The organism is Pseudomonas sp. AN-1 (genome assembly GCF_034057115.1).
Taxonomy (GTDB): domain Bacteria; phylum Pseudomonadota; class Gammaproteobacteria; order Pseudomonadales; family Pseudomonadaceae; genus Geopseudomonas.
In genome coordinates, this window is sequence record NZ_CP139195.1 from 1,199,456 (window position 1) to 1,225,944 (window position 26,489).

A 26,489-nucleotide genomic window follows, 5' to 3' on the forward strand; every position below is an offset into this window, starting at 1 on the left:
GCGCTCCTCAGGCCCGGCCGCCATTGAGGCCGCGTGCCCCGGCGCCGCCATCGTTGATCTCGTCCTGGTACTGGGCCATGAACGACTTCAGCGTCTCGCGCATCAGCCCCGGACTGCGCTTGTTGCACATCATGGAGATGCCCTGCACCACCATGTTCATCACCACCACGCGCTGCTCGGTGCGCCGCTCCAGCTTCACCGCCACCGGCTTGAACACCAGGTTGGCCAGCAGCACGCCGTAGAAGGTGGTGATCAGCGCGATCGCCATCTGCCGGCCGATGGCGGTCATGTCGCCATCGCCGAGCAGGAACATCAGGTTCACCAGGCCGACCAGGGTGCCGACCATGCCGAACGCCGGCGCGAAGCTGGCCATCACCCGGAACAGCTGCGCCTCGGCATGCTCGCGGGCGCGCAGACGGGAAATGCGCCACTGCAGCAGCTCGATGATGTCCTCCTCGGGGGTGTTGTCGACCACCAGCTGCACCCCGGTGCGCAGGAACGGGTTGCGCACGTGCTGCAGCGCCTCCTCCACCTGGCGCAGGTTGCCGGACATCCACAGCCGCGAGATGTTCACCAGCTCCTCCATGTCGTCGCGGGTGTACAGCTTTTCGTTGCGCATCACCGTGGCGAACAGCCCGAACACCCGCAGCACCTCGCCCAGCGGATAGCTGATGAAGGTCGCCGCCAGCGTGCCCACCAGCACGATGCCCAGGCTCGGCAGGTCGAGGAACAGGGACGGATCCTCGGCGGAAAAGACCAGCACCACCGCCAGCAGCACGACGCTGGAGAGGATGCCGATAAGCGTGGAGGGATTCATGCGGACTCCGTATGCATACCGGGGACGGGACGGCACGCCTCCCGGGCGGGCCTCTGCGCAACTATCGGCAGCCGCGGGCATTTCTGAAGCCCTCGGCGTGCAGCACCGCACAAAACCGCACCCGTCGAGCAGCGCCACCGACAAAACGTCATAAAGTTTTCGCTGCCCGGGCCGTTATTCCGTTGAGGAACCACGCCGCCCCACAGGGACCACGATGATCACCAGCAATCACGGCACTCTCGCAGGCCCCGACCTGGCAGCCGCGCCCGTCGCCCAAAGCTGTCCGCCAGAGGGTCCGGTGCAGTCAACCGCACCGCTCCACACCGACGCCAACATCCTGGTGGTCGATGACAGCCCGGTGAACGTCAAGCTGCTGCTGGCGCTGCTGGAGCACTACGGCTACCGCAACTGCCAGGGCATCAACGACCCGCGCTGGGTCGAGCCCATGCTCGAGGAGCAACTGCCCGACCTGATACTGCTGGACATCAACATGCCGCACCTGAGCGGGCATGACATCCTCGCCTGGCTCAAGACCCGCTGGGGCGAGCAGGCGCCGCCGGTCATCGTGCTGACCGCGCAGACCAGCCGGGACACCCGCATGCAGGCCCTCGACCTCGGCGCGCGCGACTTCCTCACCAAGCCGTTCGACCAGCAAGAGGTGATGCAGCGCATCCGCAATGCCCTGCAGGTGCACTTCCTGCTCAAGGAGCGCAACGACCGCGCCATCCTCCTGCAGAACCTGGTGGAGGAACGCACCGCCGCCATCGCCCGTCTGTCCCTCGAGGACCCGGTCACCGCCCTGCCCAACCGCCGCGCCCTGCTCGCCCAGCTGGAAGGCCGCCTGCGGGAGAAGGCGCCGGCGGCGCTGTACTTCATCGCCCTGGAAGGCGTGGACGACATCGCCCGCCTGCATGGCTATGCGACCAGCGAGGCCCTCAGCCTGCACCTGCGCGACCGCCTGCTCGAGCACTTCGCCCCCCAGGCCACCGTGGGCGTCTGGAACACCAACAAGTGGCTGATGATCACCCAACAGCCGCTGGCCAGGGGCGAACTGAGCAACCAGGCGCGGGCGATCCTGCACTGCATCGCCCAGCCCTTCAGCATCGACCAGGTCCAGGTCCGCCTCGACGCCCGCATCGGCATCAGCCACACCGCGATGCCCCACCAGTCCGCCGACCACCTGCTGCGCCTGGCCGCCCTCGCCCTGCCGGACACCGCCGCGGAGTGGCGGCTGTACCAGTCGAGCATCGAGGACACCCTGCAGAAGCGCATCCGCCTGCACGAGGCGCTGCGCGTCGCCCTGGACAACCAGGAGTTCTTCCTCGTCTACCAGCCGAAGATCGAACTGCCCAGCGGCCGGGTCGTCGGCGCCGAAGCCCTGCTGCGCTGGGTGCACCCGACCCTGGGCTTCGTCTCCCCGGCCGACTTCATCCCCATGGCCGAGGACAGCGGCGAGATCCTGCGCATCGGCGAATGGGTGATCGAGCACGCCATCCGCCAGCTCGAGGAATGGCTGACCGCCAGACAGGTCTCCCCCGACTTCCGCCTGGCGGTCAACGTCTCGGTGCAGCAGCTGACCCGCCCGGACTTCGCCCGCAACCTGCTCAACCGCCTGCTGCGCAGCCGCCTGCCGGCCGGCGCGCTGGAGGTCGAGGTCACCGAATCGGGACTGATGGAGAACGTCGAGCTGGCCCGCGAACAGCTGCGCCTGCTCGCCCGCCACAGCGTCCCGGTGGCCATCGACGACTTCGGCACCGGCCACTCCTCGCTGGCCTACCTGAAGACCCTGCCGGTCTCGGTGCTGAAGATCGACCGCGCCTTCGTCAGCAACATGGACACCGAACCCCAGGACCGCCGCCTGGCCGAGACCGTGATCGACATGGCGCGCAACTTCGGCTGCATCACCGTCGCCGAAGGCGTGGAGAAGCCCGAACAGGCGGAAATGCTCAGGGGCATGGGCTGCGAACTGGCCCAGGGCTACTGGTACTCGCCGCCGCTCAAGGTGGAGCAGTTCATCGAGTTCTGCGCGGCACGCAAGTTGGAAATGGCCTGAACGCAGGCCGGGTCGGCTCCGCGCAAGCTGGCACGCAAGCCGCCAGCCCGCTCAGTCGAGCGCCGGCCTGCGGACTGACCCGACCTGTCGACCGGCGCATGGCCGGCCTGCCGGCAATTCGCAGGATTGAGGCAGATCAAAAAATGCCGATCCACTCACAAAAAATCGTCGCCAGCCCTAAAGCTTCCCCGCTCCCCGTCGATATCTGAGGTAACGGCCAACGGCGCCGTTGTCGCCAGGCGCAGCACGCGCGCAGCACAGCTCGCCACTGGCACCAACTTGAACAGCAAGGAGTCACTCCATGTCCGTGATCAACACCAACATCACTTCTGTCATCGCGCAGAAGAACCTGACCAGCTCCAAGAGCTCCCTGACCACCGCCATGGAGCGTCTGTCCTCCGGCCTGCGCATCAACAGCGCCAAGGACGACGCCGCCGGCCAGGCGATCACCAACCGCATGACCGCCCAGGTTCGCGGCCTGGCCCAGGCCCAGCGCAACGCCAACGACGGCATCTCCGTCGCCCAGACCGCCGAAGGCGCACTGAACCAGATCAACGACAACCTGCAGCGCGTGCGCGAACTGGCCGTGCAGGCTCAGAACGGCACTAACTCCGACGAAGACCTGGGCTCGATCCAGAACGAGATCGGCCAGCGCCTGAACGAGATCAACCGCATCTCTGAAGAAACCAGCTTCAACGGCGTCAAAGTGCTGGCGCAAGACCAAGAGGTCAGCATTCAGGTCGGTGCCAATGACGGTCAGACCATCAAAATCAACCTGGGCAAAATCAATGCCGAAAGCCTGGGCCTAAGCAATTTCAACGTAGATGGCAAGGCCGAGATTGCCAACGCCGCAGCCACTAAGGATGACCTGGTACTGGCAGGCTTCAGCACACTTGACCCTGCTGGCGGCGCTCAGACTTACACCAAGACCACCTCCGTCACCACCCCTGTCGTGACAACCAACAACGCGGCAGCCACTTCCGCTGACGTGATTGCCAGCCTTACCACTGGCGATACCGTCACCACCGCCAGCACCGTCAACGTTGGTTTCGGCTCGACGAACAAGACCGCCGCATTTACCAGCGACGGCAGCGGCTCCTTCGGTTTCGCCCTGGCAGATGTTGGCAATACCGATGTCATTAACAACTTGAAACCCGCAGCCGGTGACATCAAGGCAGCCACCGTCACCATCGGCGGCACCAGTCAGGACATCCTCATCGATAGCGATGGCAACATCACCGCCGCCGACGACGGCGCCACGCTCTACCTCGACACCAGTGGCAACCTGACCAAGAACACTGCAGGCGCCCCGCCCGCCGCCACACTGACCAACCTCACCAGCAGCATGAGTAACAACGCCACCGGTACCGGCGGCACCATCCAGTCGGGCGACACCGTCCTGACCGCAGACACCGCAACCGGTAACGTATTCGATGTTGCCGGCAAGATTGGCGCAGCTCAACTAACCACCCTCGCAAATGTTGCCGGCTATACGACCAGCACAGGCTATACCGTAGCAGCCGGCACCGCAGCGACAGGCGGCGCCGTTACTGACGGCGGCGGCGCAGTGTACGTAGAGGGCGGCTCACTCAGCAACAACGCAACCACTACCACCGGCGGCGTGACCACTAACACGACTGAAACCTATGTGCTGCAGGCCAACGGCAAGGTAACTGCAACCGATGGCGCTTTGGTCTACAAAAATACCGACGATGAGTTCACTCTTGATGCCACTACCGCCGGCACCAAGACCGAAGACCCGCTGGAAACCTTGGACGAGGCCTTGAAAATGGTCGACGCCCTGCGCTCTGACCTGGGTGCCGTGCAGAACCGCTTCGAGTCGGCCATTACCAACCTGAGCACCAACGAGACCAACATCACCGCCGCTCGCTCGCGCATCCAGGACGCCGACTACGCTGTGGAAGTGGGCAACATGACCCGCGCGCAGATCCTGCAGCAGGCCGGCACCTCGGTTCTGGCTCAGGCCAACCAGCTGCCGCAGGGCGTGCTGTCCCTGCTGCGCTGATGGTTGGATGGGAAAGCGTGGCGCGCCGCGCTTCCCCGCCAGCTCCAGCCCATGGAAAAGGCGCCTTCTTGGCGCCTTTTTCTTTCTGAACTGCACCGCAAGGAGCCCCAGCCATGGATATTTCCGTCAACGCCACCGTCAACAGCGCCCTGCAGATGCAACAGGTGCAAGGCGAACAGGAAAAGCAGGCGCTGCTTTTCAAGAAGGCCGTGCAGGCCGAAGCCGCCTCGGTGCAGCAGCTGCTGCAATCGACCAGGCCGGCTGTCGAGCTGGCCACCGAGGGCGCTCTAGGCACGCAGATCAACACTTTCGCGTGAACACCCCGGCAGCGGTCGCGACACCGGCCGAGCTGAGCGCCGCCGACCAGCAGCGAGTGATCGACGAACTCGACCGACTGCTCGCCGATATCGCCCACCTGCTGCAGCGCTTCGAGGACTACGGCCTGCAGGCACAGATGAAAGAGGACTACCTGGCCTTGCACGAACTGCAGGCCAAGGCTCTTCTGCAGCGTCAGGCACATGCACTGCCCACCGCACCAGCCCAGCAGAAACTGTCGATTGGGCCGTACCAGTGAGCGATCTCAAGGACCTGCCACATTCCCGAACAATGCCCTAAAGTTCGTCACCTCTCTGACGATAACTTTTTGACACCGCAGGAATTCGCCTGCACGTACCGCTCCCTTCCCCTGTTTCGAGCCCCATCATGGAACTGCGCGCCACCACGGAAATCGCCATCGTCCTTTTCGCCGCCATCGTCGCCGGCAGCCTGCTGACCCTGCTGCTCGCCGGCTGGATCGGTCGCCGATGGGCCGAGCGGGTACGCCGCGAACAGGACCGCGGGCTGGAACTGCAGGCGCGCAAGGCGGCGCTGCTGCTGGACAAGGAACTCGAGGCCACCTCGGCGCTGGTGGCGCTGCTGCGCCAGTTCCTGCCGACCTTCCATTTCCCCGGCATGGCGTGGGAGGCGGCATGCAACGAGATCGCCTACGACTTCGCCAAGATCGACACCGCGCTCGGCGAATACCTGGCCCGCCATGGCGCGGTGCTGCCGCTGGAGGTGATGGCGCTGCTCGGCGAAGCCATCGGCCTGACCCGCGAGCATCGCTTCAAGATCACCAGCGAAGTGCCGCCGGCCGCCAGCAAGGCCGCCGCCACGCTGTACGACAAGCTGTGGAAGGCCGAGGCGGAGATGCTCAGGCTGATGCGCAGCTGACCTCGAGCTCCTTCCACAGCTCCCTGACCTCCAGCACCTGCGGCAGGCAGCGGTCGATGAACAGCTCCACCAGCCGCGGCTCGAAGTGACGGCCCGCCTCGCTGCGGATCAGCGCCACCGCCTCCTCCACGCTCCACGCCTTCTTGTACGGGCGCTCGCTGGTCAGCGCGTCGAACACGTCGGCGATCGCCACGATGCGCGCCTCCAGCGGAATCGCCTCGCCGCGCAGACCATGGGGATAGCCGCTGCCGTCCCACTTCTCGTGATGGCAGAGGGCGATGTTGTGCGCCATCCTGAGCAGCCCACCGGGGTGTTCGCCGATGATCTTCGCGCCGATGCGCGAGTGCTCGCGCATCACGCTCCACTCGTCCGCATCCAGCTTGCCGGGCTTGCGCAGGATGGCGTCGGGGATGCCGATCTTGCCGACATCGTGCATCGGCGCGGCGTGCAGCAGGTCCTCGGCCTCGGCCTCGCCGAGACCGGCGGCCAGCGCCAGCAGGCGCGAATAGTGGCTCATGCGGATCACGTGCAGGCCGGTCTCGTTGTCCTTGTACTCGGCGGCCATGCCCAGGCGCTGGACGATCTGCAGGCGGGTCTCGCGCAGCTCGTCGACGCGTACCAGTGACAGGTGGGTGCGGATCCGCGCCTTGACGATCAGCGGGCTGACCGGCTTGGTGATGTAGTCCACCGCGCCGGCCTCGAAGCCCTCGGCCTCGTCGTCGGTATCGGTCAGGGCGGTGACGAAGATCACCGGGATCGCGCGGGTCGCCGGATCGCGCTTGAGCGCCCGGCACACCTGGTAGCCGGTCATGCCCGGCATCATCACGTCGAGCAGGATCAGGTCGGGCTGCTCGCGGCCGGCCAGCTCGATGGCCTTGTCGCCGTCGCGGGCGAACAGCAGGCGGTAGCTGTCCTGCAGGATATGCCGCAGGACCTGCAGGTTGCTCGGCTCGTCATCGACGAGGAGGAGTTTCTGGCGTCGTTCGGCGATGTCGGTGGTCATGCTGGCTGGCCCTCGGGCAATGTCTCCAGCCGGCTCCGCAGCACTTCCAGCAGCTGCAGGGCCCGGTCGAATTCGAATTCGTCTACTGCACCCACCAGGGCGGCCAGGCTGGCCGAGTTGCCCTGCGGGTCGAGCCTGGCGAGCAGCTGGCGCAACGCCAAGTCGTCCAGTTCGCCGCGGCGCCAGACGCGCGCCAGGCGCTCGAGCAGCACCGGCACCTCGACCAGCGGACAACTGGCAGACGTGCAGGCCGTCGCCCGGCAGCTGTCTGCCAGCGGACAGGCGGCAACGGCCATGGACGCAGCACCCGGCTCCACGCCGGCCTGGGCGGGGGCAATCCCGGTGACGCGGACGATCTCGTCCAGCAGCCGCTCCAGTTCCACCGGCTTGGCGGCGAAACCGTCCATGCCCGCCTCGCGGGCGGCCAGGCGGTCGCTCTCCAGCACGCTGGCGGTCAAGGCGATCAGCGGGGTGCGTGGCAGGCCATGGGCCTGCTCGTGGGCGCGCCACTGGCGGCTGGCGGCAAGGCCGTCGACGCCGGGCATCTGCACGTCCATAAGCACCAGGTCGAAGCGCCCGCCGGCCAGCGCCGCCAGGGCCTGCGCGCCGTCGCGGGCGGTGCCGATGCGATGGCCGAGGCGGCCCAGGCCGAGCGCCAGCAGCTCGACGTTCTGCTCAACGTCGTCGACCACCAGGATGTGCAGCGGCGGCAGGTGCGGCAGGCTCGGCACCGCTTGCCGCGGCAGCGCCTGCGCCGCGGGCAGCGGCAGGGTGATGCGGAAGGTGCTGCCCTCACCGGGCCGGCTGTGCACCTCGATGCGGCCGCCCATCAGCTCCACCAGCTGGCGGGCGATGGTGGTGCCGAGGCCGGTGCCGCCGAAGCGGCGGCTCATCGAGGCGTCAGCCTGGGCGAACGGCTCGAAGATCTTCTGCAGGCGGTCGGCCGCGATGCCGATACCGGTATCGCGCACGGCCAGGCACACCTGCTCGCCCTCGGCCTGCACATGCAGGCTCACCTCGCCCTGCGGGGTGAACTTGATCGCGTTGCCGAGCAGGTTCAGCAGCACCTGCTGGATGCGCAGCGGATCGCCGCGAAAGCCCTCGCCCAGCTCCGCCGCGTAGTGCAGCGACAGCGTCAGGCCCTTGGCCGTCGCATTGGGGCGCAGCAGGGCGCAGATCCGCTCGACCAGCTCGCGCAGCGAGAAGTCGACCGCCTCCAGCTCGACCACCCCGCGTTCGAGCTTGGCGGTATCGAGGATGTCGTTGAGCAGAGCCAGCAGGGAGCGGGCCGAGTGCTGCACGGTCTGCAGGTGGCGGCGCTGCGTGTCGTCCAGCCGGCTGCCGAGCAGCAGCTCGGTGAAGCCGATGATGGCGTTCATCGGCGTGCGGATCTCGTGGCTCATGTTGGCCAGGAAGGCGCTCCTGGCGGCCGCCGCCCGCTCGGCGCGCTCCTTGGCTTCGAGCAGCTCCGCCTCCATCTCGCGGTGGAAGCTGATGTCGCTGGCGAACTTGACCACCTTGCCCGGCCCGCCAGCGGGCGGAAAGATCGGGTGGTAGGAGGCCTGGACCCACAGCTCGCGACCGTCGAGGGCCAGCCGGCGGTATTCGCCGGTTTCGTGCTCGCCACGCCGCAGGCGCTCCCACAGCTCCTGATAGTCCTGGCTGTGCGCCACTCCCGGCGGGCAGAAGATGCTGTGCGGCTGCCCGCGGATCTCCTCTAGGCGGCAGCCGAACAGATCGAGAAAGTTCTGGTTGGCGGTGAGTATGCGGCCCTGCAGGTCGAACTCGATCACCGCCATGACCCGGTGGATGGCCGCCATCTGGCTGACCGGGTCGCTGGCATGAGCCGGGGCGGCGAACGCGCCTTCCATGTCGCGCCCCTCCGGGTTCCGACGCCCGATACGCAACCCGTCCAGCAACACGGCCAGAGCCCCCAGCGCCAGGATGCCCAGCACCATGAGAATCAGTGGGTCGCCCGGCCAGGCACCGGCCATCATTCGAGCTCTGGCAGCACGATACTCTCGATCGGCCCCAGCCCGCTCAGTTCGGCATCACTGAGCAGCGGCCCGCTGCCCCGCGGATCGAGCGCCGGGCTGGCCGTCAGCTGCACCTGGCCCACCTGCCCCTCGCGATCCAGGCGGCGCACCCAGGCCAGCTGGCCGCTGCCGAAGCGCACCAGGCTGCCGACCGGGATCAGCCCGAAATGGCGGATGTAGCGCTGGCTCCACTGCGGGTCGAACTGGCCGGTGCTGGCGAGCAGGTGACGGTAGATGGCGTCGATCGGCTGGGGCGGGCGATCGGCACGCGGACGGCTCATGGCGTCGACCACATCGATCACCGTGGCCATGCGCGCCAGCTCGCCCAGACGCTCGGCTGGAGCCGCCTGCGGGTAGCCGCTGCCATCGAGGCGCTCGTTGATCGCTCCCACCACGGCATCCAGCACCGGTCCGGCCAGCCACTTGCAGCTGTCCAGACGCTCGCGCAGCAGGCCCACATGGCTGCCGAAGGCCAGGCGCTGGCCGGCATCCAGATGCCTGGCCAGGCGCAGTTCGACCGGCAGCAGCGCCTTGCCCAGGTCATGCACCAGGGCGGCAGCGACGATCGCCTTGGTCGCCTGACGCGGCAGGTTGCGCGCCTGGGCCATGTCCGCCATGCGCACCGCCAGGGCGATGCCGTGCTGCACCAGCAGCGGCTCGCCGGGCTGGTGCAGCACGGCGAACAGCAGGGAATCGCGGTCGGTCGCCAGCAGCTCGAGCAGCAGATCGCTGTGGCGCGACAGCTGCCTGGAGTCGACCGCCGCACCGTGGCGCAGCTTGATCAGTTGGGTGTCCAGATAGGCCGCCACCCGCCCCAGGCGTCGGCCGATGCTGCTGCCTGGCAGCGGGTTGCCGCCTGCCGGCAGCGCCTGCGTCAGCGGCGCGCGCTGGATGAACAGGGCCGAGGGCTGCAGGGCCCGGTTGCCGTTATGGCTGGCGCGGGCCTTCTCCCGCTCGATCTCGCGCACGTACAACCACAGGCGCCGTTCCTGGTCGCCGCTGATGCCGAGGAACTGGCAGCCGAAACGCATGCTCTGCCAGTCCAGCTCGCCGTGCATGTGACAGACCCGCGCGGGCACTTCGAGACGCTGGCCACCGGGAAAGCCGAGCACCAGCCGGTCGAGCACCTGCGGCCCCTCGAGGCGCACCGCCTCCCTGGCCGGCAACTCGACCAGGCAGCCGCCCAGCGACAGGTTGACCAGGCGGCCGCGCAGGACCTGCTCGCCGCCATGAAGGTGCAGCTCGACCACCACCAGCATGTCGCTGTGCAGTTCGGCACGATAGGAACTGCGCCGGTGCAGCAGGTCCAGCCACTGCGGATAGGCGCACAGGAACTGCACGCGCCCCGCTGCCTCGCACCGCCCCAGCACGTTCAGGCTGGGGGTGCGCAGCATGGCGCCGTCGACCTGGCCGCACAGATGGAAGGGGTCGTTGCGCTCGATCCGCCCGGCCAGCTCCGGAGTGGCGCTGATGTCGATCACCAGCCCTTCCTCCGGATCCAGCTCCATCAGCACCACCGGATGCGGCTGTCCCGGCTGGGCCGCGAACAGCAGTGCGGCGCCACCCGGCTGACAGAGCCCTTCAAGCAGGGACAGACACTCACCGGGGTGTTCGATCCGGGTGGGCGTGTCGATTTGCTCTTCCATCACAAGGCCTCTACTGGTCAACGGCGCAATACTTCCCAACCGCTCTGTATCGGCCCACCGGCAGGATTTCTTTAGGGACTTCGCGGAAAGGCCCTTGCCCTCGCTGCCGCGACGGCAGGAGCCGGGATTCCCGCGCGGATGGAAACGACGACTCTTCCCGGAGCCCTCCCAGGCACCTGCAGGGGATCTGCTCGGCGGCGGCGCTTCGCAGGTGGTTCAAGTTCGCTTGCGAACGACCGATAATATGTGAAGAAGGTCACATATCAGGCTGCATCAGCCAGCTCGCCAGGCCGACGTTGAATGAAAGACACCCCCCTCGCCAGCATCAGCCACACGCTCCGTGCGCTGCCCGACGACCAGCCGCTGCTGGACGACAGCCTGCTCGACACCCTCGACGCGATCCTGGGCGAGGAGCTGCAGGAGGTGGTCGCCCTGTTCTGCGGCAAGCTGCCCGGCATGGTCGCCACCCTGCTGCTCAGCCTGCGCAGCGGCGATCATGAGTCGATCCGCCACCAGGCGCACAGCCTCAAGGGCAGCGCCGGCAGCATGGGCGCCCTGGCGCTGACGGACCTGGCGCGGCGGATCGAGTGGCAGGCCCGCCAGCACCAGGCGATCCCGGCCGCCGACGCTCCTTCCCTCGCGGCGCTGGCTGCCGCCACGCGCTCGGCACTGGCCGAGCGCTACCTGGCGCAGCCCCTGCCAGCAGCCGGGGAGCCTGCTCGCCCTTCTTCCCTCGACACGGAGTGACGCGCAACGCATGACTACGCTGGAAACCATCCTCATCGTCGACGACGACAGCACGACACGGCGACTGATCCGGTCGGTCCTCGTCCGCCAGGGCTTCCGCATCCTGGAGGTCGCCGACGGGCAGGAGGGCGTCGAAGCGTTCCAGCGGGAAAGCCCCGACCTGGTGCTGATGGACGTGATGATGCCGCGGCTCGACGGCTTCGCCGCCTGTCGCGCCCTGCGCCAGCTCGAAGCGGAACAGGGCACGCCGATCATCATGCTCACCGCCGCGGACGCGGGCGTCGATGTCGAGCACGCCTTCGAGGCCGGCGCCAGCGACTTCATCAGCAAGCCGATCAGCTGGCCGCTGCTGATCGCCCGGATACGCCACGCACTGCGCGCCCGTCGCACCAATCGCGAGCTGCTGCGCACCCGTCTGCGCCAGGAACATGCGCAGAAGATCGCCCGCATGGGCTTCTGGGCCTGGGATGCCGAGGACGACAGCCTGGAATGGTCGGCGGACCTGACCGAGCTGACCGGGCTGGACGGCGGGCAGCTCGGCAACCGCCAGGCCCTGCTCGCCTGCACTCACCCGGATGACCGCAAGCGCCTGACCCTGGCGCTGGAGGTGGCCCGGGATGCGCGCAGCCGGCTCGATCAGGAGATCCGCCTGCTGGCAGCGCAGGACACCGTGCGCGTGGTGCACCTGGTGGCCGCCCATCACCCCTCCCCGGGCAACCCCGAACTCTTCGAGGGCGCCTTCCAGGATCTCACCCAGGTACGCGAGACCGAACAGCTGGTCCAGCACCTGGCCCTGCACGACAGCCTCACCGGCCTGCCCAACCGCAAGCTGTTCCTGCGCCAGCTCGAGGCTGCCATCGAGCGCGCCCGCCATCAGGGCCATGGCGTGACCATGGTGCTGTTCGACATCAATCGCCTGGGCCGCATCAACGACGCCCTGGGGATGCAGGCCGGCGACCAGCTGCTGGCGCGCATCGCCAACAGCCTGCGCCAGGTGCTGCCACTGGAAACCAGCATCGCCCGGCTGGACGGCGACGAGTTCGCCCTGCTCGTGCAGCACAACGACCTGAGCCGGGTGCGCCTCAAGACCGAGGCGGTCCTCAGCCGCACCGGCCAGCCGATCACCATCGGCGAGGAAACCCTGTTCGTCTCGATGACCGCCGGCATCGCCCTGTTCCCCGAACATGCCGGCAGCGCCGAGGAAATGATCCAGGCCGCCCAGGATGCCCGCCAGCACGCCCGCCTGCAGGGCAAGCCGCTGGCCATCGCCAGACCGGTGAGCGCCAACAAGGCCGTCGAGCTGAAGCTGGAGTTCGCCCTGCGCGCGGCCCTGGAGGACCACTTCGCGCAGTTCCATCTGGTCTACCAGCCGCAACTGCGCCTGAACGACAACCGCATCGTCGGTGTCGAAGCACTGGTGCGCTGGACTCATCCCGAGCTCGGCCCGGTGGCGCCCCCGCGCTTCATCCCGATACTCGAGGAGCTGGGGCTGATCAACCTGCTGGGCGAGTGGATCCTGCGCACCGCCTGCCGGCAGCTGCGCCGCTGGCAGGACGCCGGCATCCGCCTGCAGATGAGCATCAACCTGTCGCCGCGCCAGTTCCAGGACAGCAACCTGTCGGCCATCCTCGAACAGTGCGTGGACGAGGCCGGCATCCGTCCTCGCGACCTCAAGCTGGAGATCACCGAGAGCACCGCCATGCAGGATCCGCAGGCTACCGTCGAGCAGCTGCGCCAGTGGCGCGAGCGCGGCTTCCAGATCGCCATCGACGACTTCGGCATCGGCTACTCCTCGCTGGAGTATCTGCTGCGCTTTCCGCTGGACGCGATCAAGGTCGACCGCGCCTTCATCAAGGACATCGTCGAGTCGCCCAGCGACCGGGCGATCGTCCGCGCGGTCACCGTCATGGCGCAGAGCATGGGCCTGACCACCATCGCCGAGGGCATCGAAACCCAGCGCCAGCAGGACTACCTGGATGCCATCGGCATCAGCCAGATCCAGGGCTATCTGGTCGGCAAGCCGATGCCCGCCGAGGAACTGCAACGCTTCTACCTCGAACGCCTGACGGACCGGGAGCAGGCTGCGCCCGCGCATCCGCCGCTCGGCAGGGCCGCCCCATGAAACAGCCCGCCGCCCAATCCGTCCCCAGGCCGGCCGATTGCCGGCGCGGCCCCCGGCATGGGAAGCCGCCTGCTCGCACCCGATCCTTGTCAGCCGAGGTAAGCGCATGAATCCGACGCACTACAGCCCGGCGCAGCGGATGCACATCAATGACCTGGAAATCGCCCGGCGCAAGGAACTGTTCGGCTTCACCGCCAGGGACGCCGAACTGCTGGCCGCCTGCCGGCCCTGCATCGCCGCGCGGACCGACGAGCTGGTGGGGCGCTTCTTCCGCCTGCAGACCGAGATCGCGGAGGTCGCCGAGATCATCGGCGATGCCGACACCCTCAGGCGCCTGCGCGGCGAACTGAGCCGCTACGTCAGCGACCTGTTCTCCGGCGACTACGGCGCGGCGTACGTCAACGACCGCCTGCACATCGGCATGATCCACAAGCGCCTGGCGATCGAGCCCAAGCACTTTCTGGCGGCGATGCACCTGCTCAAGCATCTGCTGCTCGAGGTCCTCGACACCCACCTGGGCGCCGGCCCCCTGCGCGAGGCCACCCGGCAGGCGCTGGACAAGCTGTTCCACTTCGATACCGGCCTGGTCTTCGACACCTACATCCACAGCCTGCTGGCCGAGGTCGAGGCGGCCAGGAACGAGGCCATTCGCCACGCGCTGTCGCTGGAGGAGCAGATCGCCGAGCGCACCCGCGAGCTGGAGGAACTGTCCCGCCAGGACTCGCTGACCGGCCTGTACAACCAGCGGTTCCTCATGGAGAGCCTGGGCAACGAGCTGCCACGCGCGCAGCGCGCGGGCAAGCCGCTGTCGCTGCTGTACTTCGACGTCGACAACTTCAAGCAGATCAACGACAGTGCCGGCCACCTGGCCGGCGATGCGGTCCTGTGCACCATCGGCACGATCCTGCTCGAGGAAAGCCGCACCTACGACATCTGCTGCCGTTACGGTGGCGACGAATTCTGCGTGGTGCTGCCCGACTGCACCGTGCAGGGCGCCAGCCGCTTCGCCGAGCGGCTGCTGCGACGGCTGGCAGACAGCGCCCATGCGCCCCACCTGAGCATCGGCATCGTGCAGAACGGCCCGGAGCACTGGCTGGACGCCCTGGAGCTGATCCACCGAGCCGATCAGCTGATGTATGCGGCCAAGCGCAGCGGCGGCGGCATCCTGCTCGGCGATGCGCTGACCGCCGAGGCAGCCAGCCCGACGCCCCGCAGCTGAGCCGTAGCGCGGCTCAGGCCGCCAGCGCGGCCCTCAGGCGGGCCACGGCCTGGCTGTGCAGCTGGCAGACCCGCGACTCGCTGACACCGAGCACCGCGCCGATTTCCTTGAGGTTGAGGTCTTCCTGGTAATAGAGGGTGAGCAGCAGCTTCTCCCGCTCGGGCAGGCGCTCGATCGCCTTGACCAGATCCGCGCGGCGGCGCCCCTCGAGCAATTCGGCCAGGGGCGTGGCATGCGCCCCCGCCGAGAGGCTGTCGCCCTCTTCTTCCGACAGCTCGTCGAGAGCGACCAGCTGACTGCCGTTGGCGTCCATCAGCAGGTGGTGGAACTCCTCGAGAGTGACATCAAGGGCGGCGGCGATCTCGCGATCCTCGGGCGGGCGACCGAGCTGCTGCTCGAGGCGGCGAATGGTCTCGTCGAGCAGCCGCGCATTGCGCCGCACGCTGCGCGGCACCCAGTCGCGGCTGCGCAGCTCGTCGAGCATCGCACCGCGGATGCGCTGGCTGGCGAAGGTGGCAAAGCTGGCGCCCTGGCCGGCATCGAAGCGATTCACCGCATCGAGCAGACCGATCATCCCGGCCTGGATCAGGTCGTCCAGCTCGACGCTGGCCGGCAGGCGCACCTGCAGGCTGAGCGCCTGCCGGCGCACCAGCGGCAGATGCTCGTCGAAGAGGTCACGCTGCCTGATCTTGCCTTGTGCGTTGTACATCCGTCTGCCTCTGCGCCAGTCCGAGCGATTCGGCCGGTGGTCCGCACCGCGCGGCGGACGACTGCCGATGACGTGCCGGCGCTCCCCACGAGCGGCTCCGACAATCCACGTTCCATTGTTACCGCAGCGCGGGCCGGGCCAATCGCGGAATAGTCGATCTCCAGCGCGACTATTCCACGATTTGCCGGCGACAGAAAATTGACCGGCGTCAGCGCCAGCAATGTGACGCGCGTCACATAATCGGGCTGTGTCAGCCACCGTGATCGAGTACATGAACATCCGCACTTCCAGCTCCCGCGAATACACCCTCAGCCCGGACGACTTCCTGATTTCGAGGACCGATCTGACCGGCAAGATCACCTACGCCAACCCGGCGTTCATCGAAGTCAGCGGGTTTGCCTGGGACGAGCTGCATGGCGCCCCGCACAACATCGTCAGGCACCCGGACATGCCACGCGAGGCATTCGACAACCTGTGGTCGACGGTCAAGGCCGGCCGCGCCTGGAACGGGCTGGTGAAGAACCGCCGCAAGAACGGCGAGTTCTACTGGGTACAGGCGCACGTCACCCCCTATTTCGAGGCAGGCCAGCTGGTCGGCTATGCCTCGGTGCGCACCCGCGCCGAGCCGCAGGCCATCGCCCTGGCCAACCGCGTGTACGAGGCGCTCGCCAGCGGCCGCGCACACGGCTACCGGCTGGTCGACGGCGAGCTGCGCCGCAGCGGCCTGGCCGGTCTGCTCGGGCGGATCAATCCGGCCTCCCTGGGCTTCGGCAGCGCGGCGACCAGCGCTCTGGTAGCCGTGCTGCTGCCGGCCTGCTACTGGCTGGGGCGGAGCAGCGGCATGACGGATGTCCCCGTGCCGGGCCTCGACCTGGCGCTGCTCGCCGGCGGCACCGCACTGCCCTGCCTGCTCGGCCGGCGCACGGTGCGCGCCAGCCTGGCGCCGCTGGAGGCAGCCAAGCGCTTCAACTCGCAGATCGCCGCCGGCAACCTCAGCGCCTGCCTGCCCGATCTCGGCCGCGGCGAGCTGGCCCAGCTGGGGCCGCTGATGGACATCATGCGCAAGAGCCTGTCGAGCATCGCCCTCGACGTGAACCGCAGCATGCACAGCGTCGCCGAGGACGCGGCGAACATCGCCCAGAGCAACCACGCCCTGGCTGCGCGCACCGAGGAGCAGGCCGCCTCGCTGCAGGAGACCGCGGCGAGCATGGAGCAGATCACCGCCACCGTGGAGCAGAACGCCGGCAACGCCCGCCACGCCAACCAGCTCGCCGAGCAGGCCTCCGGCTCGGTGCGCGAGAGCGGCGAGGTGATGCACCGGATGGTCAGCAAGATGGAGTCGATCGCCGCCACTTCGCGGCAGATGAGCGAGATCATCGCGCTGATCGACGCCATCGCCTTCCAGACCAACATCCTCGCCCTGAACGCCTCGGTGGAGGCGGCGCGAGCCGGCGAGCAGGGCCGCGGCTTCGCCGTGGTGGCCAGCGAGGTGCGTCTGCTGGCCGGCCGCACGGCCGCGGCGGCCAAGGAGATCCATGAGCTGATCGCCAATTCGAGCCAGGAGATCGACGATGGCGTCGGCCTGGTCAGGGCCAGCGAGCAGGCGATCGACGAGGTCATCGAGTCGGTGACCCGGGTCAGCGACATCATGGCGGAGATTTCCAGCGCCTCGGCCGAGCAGAGCGCGGGGATTGCCCAGATCGGTCAGGCCATCGTCCAGCTCGACGGCGTGACCCAGAAGAACGCCGGCATGGTCCAGCACGCCCGGCATGTGTCGCACGACCTCAACGAGCAGGTGCGCGGGCTGGCGCAGGCGATCTCCATCCTGCAGATCGGCCAGCGCGAACGCCTGCAGCCGGATGCCGCCCCGCCCGCCAGGGCGCCGGCGGCCGTCGGCAATCCGCCGCGACCGCAACGCCAGCGTGCGGTGGAAGCCGAGGAGGCCTGGGAAGCCTTCTGAGCCGACGCCGGGCTCAGCGGTACTCCACCAGCAGTTGCAGGTCGCCGATGCGCTGCGGCCGGCCACCCTCGTCGAGACGGAAGCACAGCTGCAGCGGCTGGCCGGCGTCGAGTCCGCTCAGGGCGCGGCTGCGGCCGCGGCTGCCGGGCAGCGCCAGGCACTGCTGCGGGTGACACAGCCAGGCGCGCAGCGGCGCGCCGGCCGCCACGCCGAACTGCCAGCCCAGGCTGGCCAGGCGCCGCCCGGCCGCCAGGGCCGGCGGCGGCATCGGCTGCGAACAGACCCGCTGGTCGCTGCGCGCCACCAGCAGGGCCGGCGCCCTGCCCTGCCAGCTGCCGGGAGCGCCATCGGCGCTCGCCAGGCCCGCCCCGAACAGCAGGGCGAACGCCAGGGCGCGCCTCAGCACGCGTCCCCCGCCTGCTCGGGCAGCAGCAGCAATTGCATGTCGAGATAGGCCGCCGCAGCCTGCTGCAGGTTGCGCAGCAGGCCGGCGTGGCTGGCGATGCCGCCATGCAGGACCAGCAGGCGCTGCGGCCCGCCCTGTTCGCGCAGGCGCCGCAGGGTGCGAAAGGAGCGCCGGAAGCCGTCGGCGTCGTCCTCGACCCACAGTGCCCAGCGCGGCTGCTGGCTGGCCAGCACGTCGAGATGCGGACTGTCCGCCTCCAGCGCCACCACCTTCCAGCGCGCCGGATCGCCGACCCAGCGGTGGCCGTTGACCTGCCAGCGCGTCAGGCACTCCAGCACGCGGCGACCCTGTGCACTGCGCGGACCGGGCAGACCGATCACCAGCAGGGTGGCCGGCTCGGCCTCGGGCCGTGGTGGCGCCTGCGGCGCGGGCGCGGGAGCCGCGGCGGACGGCGCCTCGGCGCGGCCGAACTGCTCGGCCCAGCGGCGCAGGCCGGCGGCCTGGTCCCCTGCCGTCATCCGTGCACGCCGGCGCTGCCGGCCACCTGGCGCAGCGTGTCACGCGCGGCCAGCAGGTGCAGCAGGGCATCCAGCTGCTGCTGGGTGCTGCGCTGGCGGCGGCCGCCGGTGAGGCTGAGCAGTTGGGCGCGCACGTCCATCGCCCAGTCGCCCTCGGCCTGCTCCAAGTGGCTGGCCGTGGCGGCCAGGCCGGCGGCGAGGAACAGGCGCAGCTCGGCCTGCAGGCTGCCGGACAGGCTGTCCAGGCTGAGCCAGGCGCGGCCGGTCAGGCTCGGCAGGTCGTCGCACTGCAGCTGGCGCAGCAGCAGCTGCTGCTGTTGCCGCAGGCCCTGCTCGCCGGGCTGGGCGCTGCTGGCCAGCCAGAAGCGCTGCAGCGGCGGACGCGCGCCGTCGGGATCGTGCAGCTGACCGAACCAGGCCTGCAGCGGCCAGGCGCCGCTGTGCTGGCCACGCTCGCGGCCGGCGTCGAGACCGACGTCGAGCAGCGCCAGGTCGAGCTGCATGGCGTGGCCGCGATGGCGGCAGCTGAGGCCGGCCTGCGGCATGGCGATCTCGGCCAGGGTCTGCAGGGCATAGCGCTCGCCCAGATAGTCGACCCGGCTGTTGCCCTTGGCGGCGGCCAGCCAGGTGCTGCCCTGCGCGGCCAGGGCGCGCAGGGTGACAGCGTCGGGGGCGCCGGCCAGCAGGTGGTCGGCCTGCGGCCACTGCTGCGCGGCCCACTCCAGGCGTGCGCTGGCGCCGGCCGGCAGCTGGTGGGCCAGCCACGGCCGGGCCTGCAGGCGACCGGCTGCGGAGAAGGTCAGCAGCGGCATCTGCCAGGTCTGCCCGGGCAGCGCGCCGGCGCGGCCCCACAGCAGCAGGCCGGCGTCCGCCACCGGGCAGGCGGCGAGCAGCTCGGCGAGGCGCTCGCCCTGCAGGCTGCGCGGCAGCGCGGCGAGCTGCCAGGCCGCTTCGAGCAGGCCGAAGCCCTCCACCTCGCGGCGCAGGCCGTCGAGCGCCGCGGCCATCGCCCGGCCATGGCCGAGCAGGCCGCGCGACAGCGCTTCCAGACGCTGCGCGGGCGCCGCCGCCGGGGTGGTCGGCGCCACGAACGGCGAATCCTGGCTGGCCGCCAGCGCCTGACGGACCAGCGCCACGGCCTCGGCCGGGTGCAGGTCCTCGGGCACCTGCTGGCCGCAGGACAGGTAGTGCAGGCGCAGGTTGTGGCGGATCAGGATGTCCAGCACCGGCCCGAGGCGCGCGGCCTCGTCGCTCTTGGTGACGATGCAGTCGTCGAGGCGCGAACCGGCGGCGCAGGCGGCGCGCTGGTAGGTGGAGACCACTTCCTCGAGGGTGTCGCCGTGGCTGGCGGCATTGAGCAGCAGCATCAGGCGCACCGCATGGCCGGCGCCGCCGAGCTGGGCGATCTGGCCGATCAGGCGCTGGTCGCGCTGGCTCATGCCGATGGTGTCGATGATCACCAGGCGCTTGTCGGCCAGCTGGGCCAGCACCGCGTCCAGCGCCGCCTCGGCGGGCAGCGCCTGCACCTCGACGCCGAGCAGGCGGCCGTAGATGCGCAGCTGCTCGTGGGCGCCGATCCGGTAGCTGTCGGTGCTGAGCAGGGCGACCTGGCCGCTGCCGTGGCGCATCACGTAGCGCGCCGCCAGCTTGGCGGTGGTGGTGGTCTTGCCGACCCCGGTGGGGCCGACCAGCGCCAGCACGCCGCCCGTGTCGAGCAGGTCGTTCTCGTCGGCCGGCACCGGCAGGCGCGCGGCCAGTTGGCGCTCCAGCCAGGCGCGCACGGCCGGGGCGTCGGCGCCGCAGTCGTTGAGTTCGGCGGGCAGCGCGGCGAGGATCTCGTCGCCCAGCTGGGCGCCGAAGCCGGCCAGCAGCAGGCGCTGACGCAGGCGCCCGGCGGTGCTGTCGGGCGCTGCGACCGGCGCCGTGCGGCGATCCAGCAGCGCGCGCATGTCGGCCATCTCGTCGAGCAGGCGCGCGCCGAGCGCGGCGAAGTCCAGCGCGGCGGCGGGCGGCGCGCTCGGTGCGGGCGCGGCGCTGTCCTGCTGGGTGCGCTGGTAGGCGGCGGCGCGCTGGGCGGCGAAGCTCGGTGCCGGCTGGCGCGCCTCGGCGGCCACGGCCTGCGGGACTGGCGCGGGCGCCACGGCCGGCGGCTGGACGGCCGGCGCCGGACGCGGCGCGGCGGCCCCCGGCGCAGCGGCCGACGCGACGGCGCCCGGCTCGGGCACCAGGCGCTGGTGCTCGTCGTCGGCCATGGCGAGGATCTCCACGCCCTCGGCGGTGGTGCGGTTGGACAGGATCAGGGCATCCTCGCCGAGGGCTGCGCGCACCTGGCGCATCGCCTCGCGGCTGTTGGCTCCGACAAAACGTCTGACACTCATCAGTTGTTGCCTCCGATCAGGCTGGTCACGCGCAGCATGCGGTCATCGGGAATCTCGGCCAGCGACATCACCACCAGGTGGCGCAGGCGGCGGCGCAGGAAGCGCGCCAGCAGCGCGCGCAGGCGGTGCTGGACCACCAGCACCGGCGCGTCGCCGTTGGCTTCCTGGCGGTTGAGGGCGTTCTCGGCCAGCTGCATCAGGTTGCCGGCCAGGCCCGGCTCCAGCGCGCCGCCGTTGTTCAGGGCCTGGGCCAGCACCTGCTCGAGACCGGCGTCGAGGCCGATCACGCGCAGCTCGCCCTGGCCGCCGAACCACTGCTGGGTGATCGCCCGGCCGAGGGCCACGCGCACCACGGCGACCAGATCCTGGGCATCGCCCTGCGCGCCGGCATGCTCGGCCAGGGTGTCGAGGATAGTGCGCAGGTCGCGGATCGACACCTCCTCTTCCAGCAGGCTCTGCAGGATGCGCTGCAGGGTGGTGAGGCTGAGCGCCTTGGGCACCACCTCCTCGACCAGCGCCTTGTTGTCCTCGCCGAGGCGGTCGAGCAGCAGCTGGACCTCCTGGCGGCCGAGCAGGTCGCTGGCGTGGCGATGCAGCAGGTGGTTGAGATGGGTGGCGGCCACGGTACTGGCGTCGACCACGGTGTAGCCGTAGACCTGCGCCAGCTCGCGCTGGGACAGGTCGATCCACACCGCCGGCAGGCCGAAGGCCGGGTCGGTGGTAGCCTGGCCTTCCAGCTTGCCGGAGACCTGGCCGGGATCGATGGCCAGCCACTTGCCGGGCTGCAGCTCGGCGCGGCCGATCTCCACGCCCTTGAGGCGGATCACGTAGGTGTTCGGGCCCAGCTCCAGGTTGTCGCGGATGTGCACCACCGGCGGCAGGAAACCGACCTCCTGGGCGAACTTCTTGCGCACGCCCTTGATGCGGCCGAGCAGCTCGCCCTGCTGGCGGTGGTCGACCAGCGGGATCAGCCGGTGGCCGACCTCGAGGCCCAGGGTGTCGACCAGTTGCACGTCGTCCCAGCTGGCTTCCGGGGTTTCGGCCGGCGGCGGCAGCTCGGGGTTCATCACCTTCTCCAGCTGCTGCTCCTCCTCGCGGCGGCCCAGCCACCAGGCCAGGCCGCCGAGCAGCGCGGTGAACAGCAGGAACACCAGGTTGGGCATGCCCGGCACCAGGCCGAGCAGGCCCATCACCCCGGCAGCCAGCCACAGTACCTTGGGATTGGCGAACAGCTGGCCGAGCATCTGCTGGCCGACGTCCTGGTCGGTGTTGACCCGCGATACGGTGACACCGGCGGCGGTGGAGATCACCAGCGCCGGGATCTGCGCCACCAGGCCGTCGCCGATGGTCAGCAGGGTGTAGGTTTCCGCCGCCTGGGCGAACGGCAGGTCGTGCTGCAGCATGCCGATCAGCAGGCCGCCGATGACGTTGACCGCCATGATCACCAGGCCGGCCACTGCGTCGCCGCGCACGAACTTGCTGGCGCCGTCCATCGAGCCGTAGAAGTCGGCTTCCTGCGACACCTCGCGGCGGCGCTGGCGCGCCTCCTCCTCGCCGATCAGGCCGGCGTTGAGGTCGGCGTCGATGGCCATCTGCTTGCCGGGCATCGAGTCGAGGGTGAAGCGCGCGCCGACCTCGGCGATGCGCCCGGCGCCCTTGGTGATGACCATGAAGTTGATGATCACCAGGATCAGGAACACGGCGAGGCCCACGGCGAAGTTGCCGCCGACCAGGAAGTGGCCGAACGCCTCGATCACCTTGCCCGCCGCGTCGCCGCCCTCGTGGCCGTGCATCAGCACCACCCGGGTCGAGGCGACGTTGAGCGACAGGCGCAGCAGCGTGGTGAACAGCAGGATCGCCGGGAAGGCGGCGAAGTCCAGCGGCTTCTGGGTGAACATGCTGACCAGCAGCACCATGATCGACAGGGCGATGTTGAAGGTGAAGAACAGGTCGAGGGCGAACGGCGGCAGCGGCAGGATCATCATCGACAGGATGAGGATGATCAGCAGCGGGCCGGCGAACAGCTTCATGTCGGCCTTGCCGGACAGGCCGGCGCGCCCCAGCATGGCGCTCAGTGCATTCATCGGGATTCCTCGTCATTGGCGGCGCGCGGCGGCGGGTCGGCCAGCTCGGCCGGTACCGGCAGGTCGTGCGGGGTCTGGGGCAGCTCGCCGCCCTCCTCGCGCACGCGCTTGAGGCGGTAGGCCCAGGCCAGGACCTCGGCCACCGCGGTGTAGAGTTCGGCGGGGATCTCCTTGTCGAGATCCACGTGGCGGTACAGCGCGCGCGCCAGCGGCGGCGCTTCGAGCAGCGGCACGCCATGCTCGGCGCCCAGCTCGCGGATGCGCGCGGCGACCAGCTCGGTGCCCTTGGCCACCACCCTGGGCGCGCCCATGCTGCCCTCCTGGTAGGCCAGGGCCACCGCATAGTGGGTCGGGTTGGTGACGATCACGTCGGCGGTCGGCACCTTGCTCATCATCCTGCGCCGCGCCACCGCCTGCTGCTGGGCACGGATGCGGCCCTTGACGTGCGGGTCGCCCTCCGACTCCTTGTGCTCCTGACGCAGGTCTTCCTTGCTCATGCGCAGCTTCTTCGCATGGCTCCACAGCTGGTAGGGCACGTCGATGCCGATCACCACGATCAGGGTCAGCACGATCACCGCGCAGGCCCAGGCCGCCAGCTGCAGGGCATTGGCCAGCGCCTGCGGCAGCGGCTGGGTCATCAGCGCCATCATCTCGCCGACATGGCTGGAGATGAACTGCACCGCCACCGCGCCGACCAGCAGCGACTTGGCGATCGCCTTGCCCAGCTCGGCCAGGGCGTGGGTGGAAAACAGCCGCTTGAGGCCCTTGAGCGGGTTGAGGCGGGAGAACTGTGGGGCCAGCGACTTGGCCGACAGCAGCCAGCCGCCGAGCAGCATCGGCGCCACCAGGGCGATCAGCAGCAGCAGGATCAGCAGCGGCAGCAGCGCCAGCAGGCTGCGCTGGGCCAGGCTCCAGAAGTGGGCGACCATCACCGCCGGGTCGAAGGCGACGCTGCGCTCGAACAGGAACGACTGCTCCACCACCAGGCCGAGCTGGGCGTACAGCGTGCTGCCCATCGCCCACAGGCCACCCACCCCGCCGGCCAGCAGCAGGAAGGTGCTCAGTTCGCGGGAACGGGCGACCTGCCCCTCTTCGCGCGCCTTCTCCAGGCGCCGGGGTGTCGCCGCTTCTGTCTTGTCGTCCTGATCGCTGTCGTCAGCCATGGCCTTGTGCGCGCCTGCGGCGACTCAATACGGGCAAAGGGACATTGTGCGGCCGCGGGTGCCGCGGCAATCGGCGAAACAGAGCGGAAATTTCCCGGCTTATCCGGCGCGGCAGGCGCAGGCAGGCACCGGATGCCCTGGCGGGCCCCGGTGCGGCCGGGCGGCGCCTGGCCGCTACAGCTGGCGCATCAGCTGGTCGATGCAGTCGACCACCTGCATGCTGGCATCCTCCATCCGCTCCAGCGCCTCGCGCATCGCCACCGTGTCGCCCGCCTGGCCGGCCTGCAGGGCCCGCAGCCCGGCCTCGTGCACTTCGCGGTGCGGCGCATCGAGCGCCTGGAAGCTGTGCAGCTGGGCGTAGTGCCTGGCGCCATAGCCCTGGAAGTACCATTTGCCCAGGCGGCATTCGCTATGGCAGGTCAGGTGGGCAGCGAACTCGGCATTGTGGATGTGCCGGTAGACCTGGTTCTTCCACACCGCATGGTCGAGCTTGGTGGCATTGAGGAAGGACGTGGTGGTGGTCTGGCGGATGATGCCCTGCAGATGCTCGGAACGCTCGATCATCGTGCCGACAACCTCGTTGATCTGCACCGAGGAGGCGGACACTTCGGTGGCGCTGTCCTGGGTCAGCAGCACAGCGGCGCGGATGCTGGCGATCTCGCCGACGATCTCCTGCACCAGCTCGTCGATCTGCGCGCTGGCCACGGCGGCGCGCTGCGCCAGCTGGCGCACCTCGCCCGCCACCACGGCGAAGCCGCGTCCGGCCTCGCCGGCCCGCGCCGCCTCGATGGCGGCATTGAGCGCCAGCAGATTGGTCTGGTCGGTGATCTTCTGGATGTTCTCCACCAGCCCCTTGATGCCCCCGGCCGCCTGGTCGAGTACCTCGGCGCTGCGGGCACTGCTGTCGGCATGTTCGCTGATGCGCCGGGAACGGCTGTCCAGGGCGCCGACCGCAGTGCGCGCATCGCTGAAAACGTCGTCCAGCAGCTCCAGCTCCCTGCGCTCCTCGACCAGGGCCTCGGCGCGCTCGGCGATGCTCTGGCGCACCACCTCGAGCATGCCGTTGCCCCTCAGGTGGCTGGCATACACATGGCTCAGGCCATCCTTGGCCTGATCGGCGGCCTGCAGCTGCTGCTCCAGCTGCTGCAGCTCGTCCAGCAGTTTCCTGGCCTGTTGCTCCGCCGCTTCACGCTCGGCGGCCTGTTTCCGGCTGGCGAATATCATCACCGTATCCCTGCAGTCGCCTGCGCGCTATCGAAGTTGTCAGAAGCCCAGCTGGTCGAGCAGGTCGTCGACCTGATCCTGGTTGACCACCGCATCGCCAGCGGTCGGCTTGATCTGCGGACCATTGAGCAGGTTCTTCTTCTTTTCCGGCTCCCATTCGCTCTCGGCCAGGCGCTTGAGGATGATCGCCTCGCTGCCGTCCGGCACGCTCTCGATCAGCACCTGGATCAACTGGTGCTCGATCTCGCGGATCACCTCGTTCATCTTCTTGATGACCTGTCCGGTGAGATCCTGGAAATCCTGCGCCATGAGGATCTCCATCAGTTCGCGCTGGGTCGCCTGGGTCTGGCGCGGCACGTCGGCCAGGTAGGCACGGGTGTCCCTGACCAGCTCGCGGGCCTCCTCCAGCTCGACCGGATTGGCGAACCAGGCATCCCAGCGCTGCTCCAGGGCGCCAGCGCCCTTGGCCAGCTCGCCCTGCAGCGGTTGGGCGCGATCGATGGCATTGAGCGCGCGCTCGGCGGCTTGCTCGGTCATAGACGCCACGTAGGTCAGGCGATCGCGGGCATCGGGAATCGCCTCGGCGGCCTTCTCGATCTCCTTGTCCAGGCCCAGCTCGCGCATGCTGTCGCGCAGCATGCGGGTCAGTTGACCGATGCGCTGGATCAGGTCATCGGGCGCCACGTCCCAGTTGCCAGCTGCGTGCTGTTCATCAACGCTCATGAGCCGTCTCCTCCGGGCCGGTTATTTGCCCAGTTTCTCGAAAATCTTGTTGAGCTTCTCTTCAAGGATCGCGGCGGTGAACGGCTTGACCACATAGCCGTTGGCACCGGCCTGAGCGGCCGCGATGATGTTTTCCTTCTTCGCCTCGGCGGTGACCATCAGCACCGGAAGGTGCTTGAGGTTCTCGTCGGCGCGGATCTGCTTGAGCATGTCCAGACCATCGAGGTTGGGCATGTTCCAGTCGGAAACCACGAACTCGAACTTGCCCGAGCGCAGCTTGTTGAGGGCATCCTGGCCGTCCTCGGCTTCTTCCACATTGTTGAAGCCCAGCTCCTTGAGCAGACTGCGCACGATCCGGCGCATGGTCGGGAAATCGTCCACTACCAGCATGCTCATGTTCTTGTCGGCCATTTGTATCCTCTCGATCTTGATGGCTGGTGAAT

The 26,489-nt window shown here is 69.0% G+C and carries 22 protein-coding genes and 1 pseudogene; 9 read left to right on the forward strand and 14 right to left on the reverse strand.

The window, feature by feature from the left end:
* Positions 1-7: 7 nt before the first annotated feature.
* The gene (locus tag SK095_RS05360; RefSeq protein WP_136490535.1) at positions 8-817 is read right to left on the reverse strand and encodes a motility protein A; all 810 of its coding nucleotides are present in this window, start codon (positions 815-817) and stop codon (positions 8-10) included.
* A 298-nt stretch (positions 818-1,115) separates the two neighbouring features.
* Here SK095_RS05360 and SK095_RS05365 point away from each other — a divergent pair, with 298 nt between their 5' ends.
* The 5 genes from SK095_RS05365 to SK095_RS05385 all read left to right on the forward strand — a co-directional run bounded on the left by SK095_RS05365 (position 1,116) and on the right by SK095_RS05385 (position 6,108).
* A complete protein-coding gene (locus SK095_RS05365; protein WP_320548145.1) occupies positions 1,116-2,870 on the forward strand; it encodes an EAL domain-containing protein in 1,755 nt (584 codons plus the stop codon).
* A 301-nt stretch (positions 2,871-3,171) separates the two neighbouring features.
* The gene (locus SK095_RS05370; protein WP_320548146.1) at positions 3,172-4,896 is read left to right on the forward strand and encodes a flagellin; all 1,725 of its coding nucleotides are present in this window, start codon (positions 3,172-3,174) and stop codon (positions 4,894-4,896) included.
* A 113-nt stretch (positions 4,897-5,009) separates the two neighbouring features.
* Positions 5,010-5,213, forward strand: a complete 204-nt coding sequence (locus tag SK095_RS05375) for a hypothetical protein (RefSeq protein WP_320548147.1) — start codon at positions 5,010-5,012, stop codon at positions 5,211-5,213.
* Positions 5,210-5,470, forward strand: a complete 261-nt coding sequence (locus tag SK095_RS05380; RefSeq protein ID WP_320548148.1) for a hypothetical protein — start codon at positions 5,210-5,212, stop codon at positions 5,468-5,470. The genes SK095_RS05375 and SK095_RS05380 overlap by 4 nt, the downstream gene beginning before the upstream one ends.
* Positions 5,471-5,598: 128 nt before the next feature.
* On the forward strand, positions 5,599-6,108 hold the full coding sequence (locus SK095_RS05385; RefSeq protein ID WP_136490530.1) for a hypothetical protein: 510 nt from the start codon (positions 5,599-5,601) through the stop codon (positions 6,106-6,108).
* On the opposite strand, the gene SK095_RS05390 is transcribed toward SK095_RS05385, so the two are convergent.
* Genes SK095_RS05390 through SK095_RS05400 form a run of 3 tightly spaced genes read right to left on the reverse strand, consistent with a single transcriptional unit; the run spans position 6,089 to position 10,793 of the window.
* Positions 6,089-7,111, reverse strand: coding sequence for a two-component system response regulator (locus tag SK095_RS05390; protein ID WP_320548149.1), 1,023 nt, complete (start codon positions 7,109-7,111; stop codon positions 6,089-6,091). The genes SK095_RS05385 and SK095_RS05390 overlap by 20 nt on opposite strands.
* The gene (locus tag SK095_RS05395) at positions 7,108-9,108 is read right to left on the reverse strand and encodes a PAS domain-containing hybrid sensor histidine kinase/response regulator (RefSeq protein WP_320548150.1); all 2,001 of its coding nucleotides are present in this window, start codon (positions 9,106-9,108) and stop codon (positions 7,108-7,110) included. Before SK095_RS05395 ends, SK095_RS05390 begins: the two co-directional genes overlap by 4 nt.
* On the reverse strand, positions 9,105-10,793 hold the full coding sequence (locus tag SK095_RS05400) for a PilZ domain-containing protein (protein ID WP_320548151.1): 1,689 nt from the start codon (positions 10,791-10,793) through the stop codon (positions 9,105-9,107). Before SK095_RS05400 ends, SK095_RS05395 begins: the two co-directional genes overlap by 4 nt.
* A gap of 300 nt (positions 10,794-11,093) precedes the next feature.
* On the opposite strand from SK095_RS05400, the gene SK095_RS05405 reads away from it, so the two are divergent.
* The 3 genes from SK095_RS05405 (at position 11,094) to SK095_RS05415 (ending at position 14,881) form a co-directional block, all read left to right on the forward strand.
* Positions 11,094-11,540, forward strand: a complete 447-nt coding sequence (locus tag SK095_RS05405; protein ID WP_320548152.1) for an Hpt domain-containing protein — start codon at positions 11,094-11,096, stop codon at positions 11,538-11,540.
* Positions 11,541-11,550: 10 nt separating this feature from the next.
* Positions 11,551-13,662, forward strand: a complete 2,112-nt coding sequence (locus SK095_RS05410) for a putative bifunctional diguanylate cyclase/phosphodiesterase (protein ID WP_320548153.1) — start codon at positions 11,551-11,553, stop codon at positions 13,660-13,662.
* A 106-nt stretch (positions 13,663-13,768) separates the two neighbouring features.
* A complete protein-coding gene (locus tag SK095_RS05415; protein ID WP_320548154.1) occupies positions 13,769-14,881 on the forward strand; it encodes a GGDEF domain-containing protein in 1,113 nt (370 codons plus the stop codon).
* A 13-nt stretch (positions 14,882-14,894) separates the two neighbouring features.
* Here the strand turns inward: SK095_RS05415 and SK095_RS05420 are convergent, their stop codons facing one another.
* Positions 14,895-15,590 (reverse strand): RNA polymerase sigma factor FliA, encoded by a 696-nt coding sequence (locus SK095_RS05420; protein WP_320548155.1) that lies wholly within the window; start codon positions 15,588-15,590, stop codon positions 14,895-14,897.
* A 271-nt stretch (positions 15,591-15,861) separates the two neighbouring features.
* Here SK095_RS05420 and SK095_RS05425 point away from each other — a divergent pair, with 271 nt between their 5' ends.
* Complete coding sequence (locus SK095_RS05425) at positions 15,862-17,550, forward strand: methyl-accepting chemotaxis protein (protein ID WP_320548156.1); 1,689 nt, start codon at positions 15,862-15,864, stop codon at positions 17,548-17,550.
* Positions 17,551-17,563: 13 nt separating this feature from the next.
* Here SK095_RS05425 and SK095_RS05430 read toward each other — a convergent pair whose 3' ends face one another.
* The 9 genes and pseudogenes from SK095_RS05430 to cheY form a co-directional block, all read right to left on the reverse strand.
* Positions 17,564-17,956 (reverse strand): flagellar protein FlhE, encoded by a 393-nt coding sequence (locus tag SK095_RS05430; RefSeq protein WP_320548157.1) that lies wholly within the window; start codon positions 17,954-17,956, stop codon positions 17,564-17,566.
* On the reverse strand, positions 17,950-18,474 hold the full coding sequence (locus SK095_RS05435) for a hypothetical protein (RefSeq protein ID WP_320548158.1): 525 nt from the start codon (positions 18,472-18,474) through the stop codon (positions 17,950-17,952). Before SK095_RS05435 ends, SK095_RS05430 begins: the two co-directional genes overlap by 7 nt.
* A complete protein-coding gene (flhF, locus tag SK095_RS05440) occupies positions 18,471-20,852 on the reverse strand; it encodes a flagellar biosynthesis protein FlhF (RefSeq protein ID WP_320548159.1) in 2,382 nt (793 codons plus the stop codon). Before flhF ends, SK095_RS05435 begins: the two co-directional genes overlap by 4 nt.
* On the reverse strand, positions 20,852-22,882 hold the full coding sequence (gene flhA, locus SK095_RS05445; RefSeq protein WP_414153882.1) for a flagellar biosynthesis protein FlhA: 2,031 nt from the start codon (positions 22,880-22,882) through the stop codon (positions 20,852-20,854). The genes flhF and flhA overlap by 1 nt, the downstream gene beginning before the upstream one ends.
* Before the next feature lie 50 nt (positions 22,883-22,932).
* Positions 22,933-24,099, reverse strand: coding sequence for a flagellar biosynthesis protein FlhB (gene flhB, locus SK095_RS05450; RefSeq protein WP_320548160.1), 1,167 nt, complete (start codon positions 24,097-24,099; stop codon positions 22,933-22,935).
* 174 nt (positions 24,100-24,273) lie between these two features.
* Positions 24,274-24,663 (reverse strand): CZB domain-containing protein, encoded by a 390-nt coding sequence (locus tag SK095_RS21705; RefSeq protein WP_236574805.1) that lies wholly within the window; start codon positions 24,661-24,663, stop codon positions 24,274-24,276.
* A 24-nt stretch (positions 24,664-24,687) separates the two neighbouring features.
* A pseudogene (locus tag SK095_RS21710) lies at positions 24,688-25,323 on the reverse strand (methyl-accepting chemotaxis protein); the annotation flags it as partial.
* Positions 25,324-25,362: 39 nt separating this feature from the next.
* Entirely contained in the window at positions 25,363-26,046 is a 684-nt protein-coding gene (cheZ, locus tag SK095_RS05460; protein ID WP_320548161.1) for a protein phosphatase CheZ, read from the reverse strand.
* Positions 26,047-26,067: 21 nt separating this feature from the next.
* On the reverse strand, positions 26,068-26,457 hold the full coding sequence (gene cheY / locus SK095_RS05465) for a chemotaxis response regulator CheY (RefSeq protein ID WP_320548162.1): 390 nt from the start codon (positions 26,455-26,457) through the stop codon (positions 26,068-26,070).
* Between the last annotated feature and the right edge of the window lie 32 nt (positions 26,458-26,489).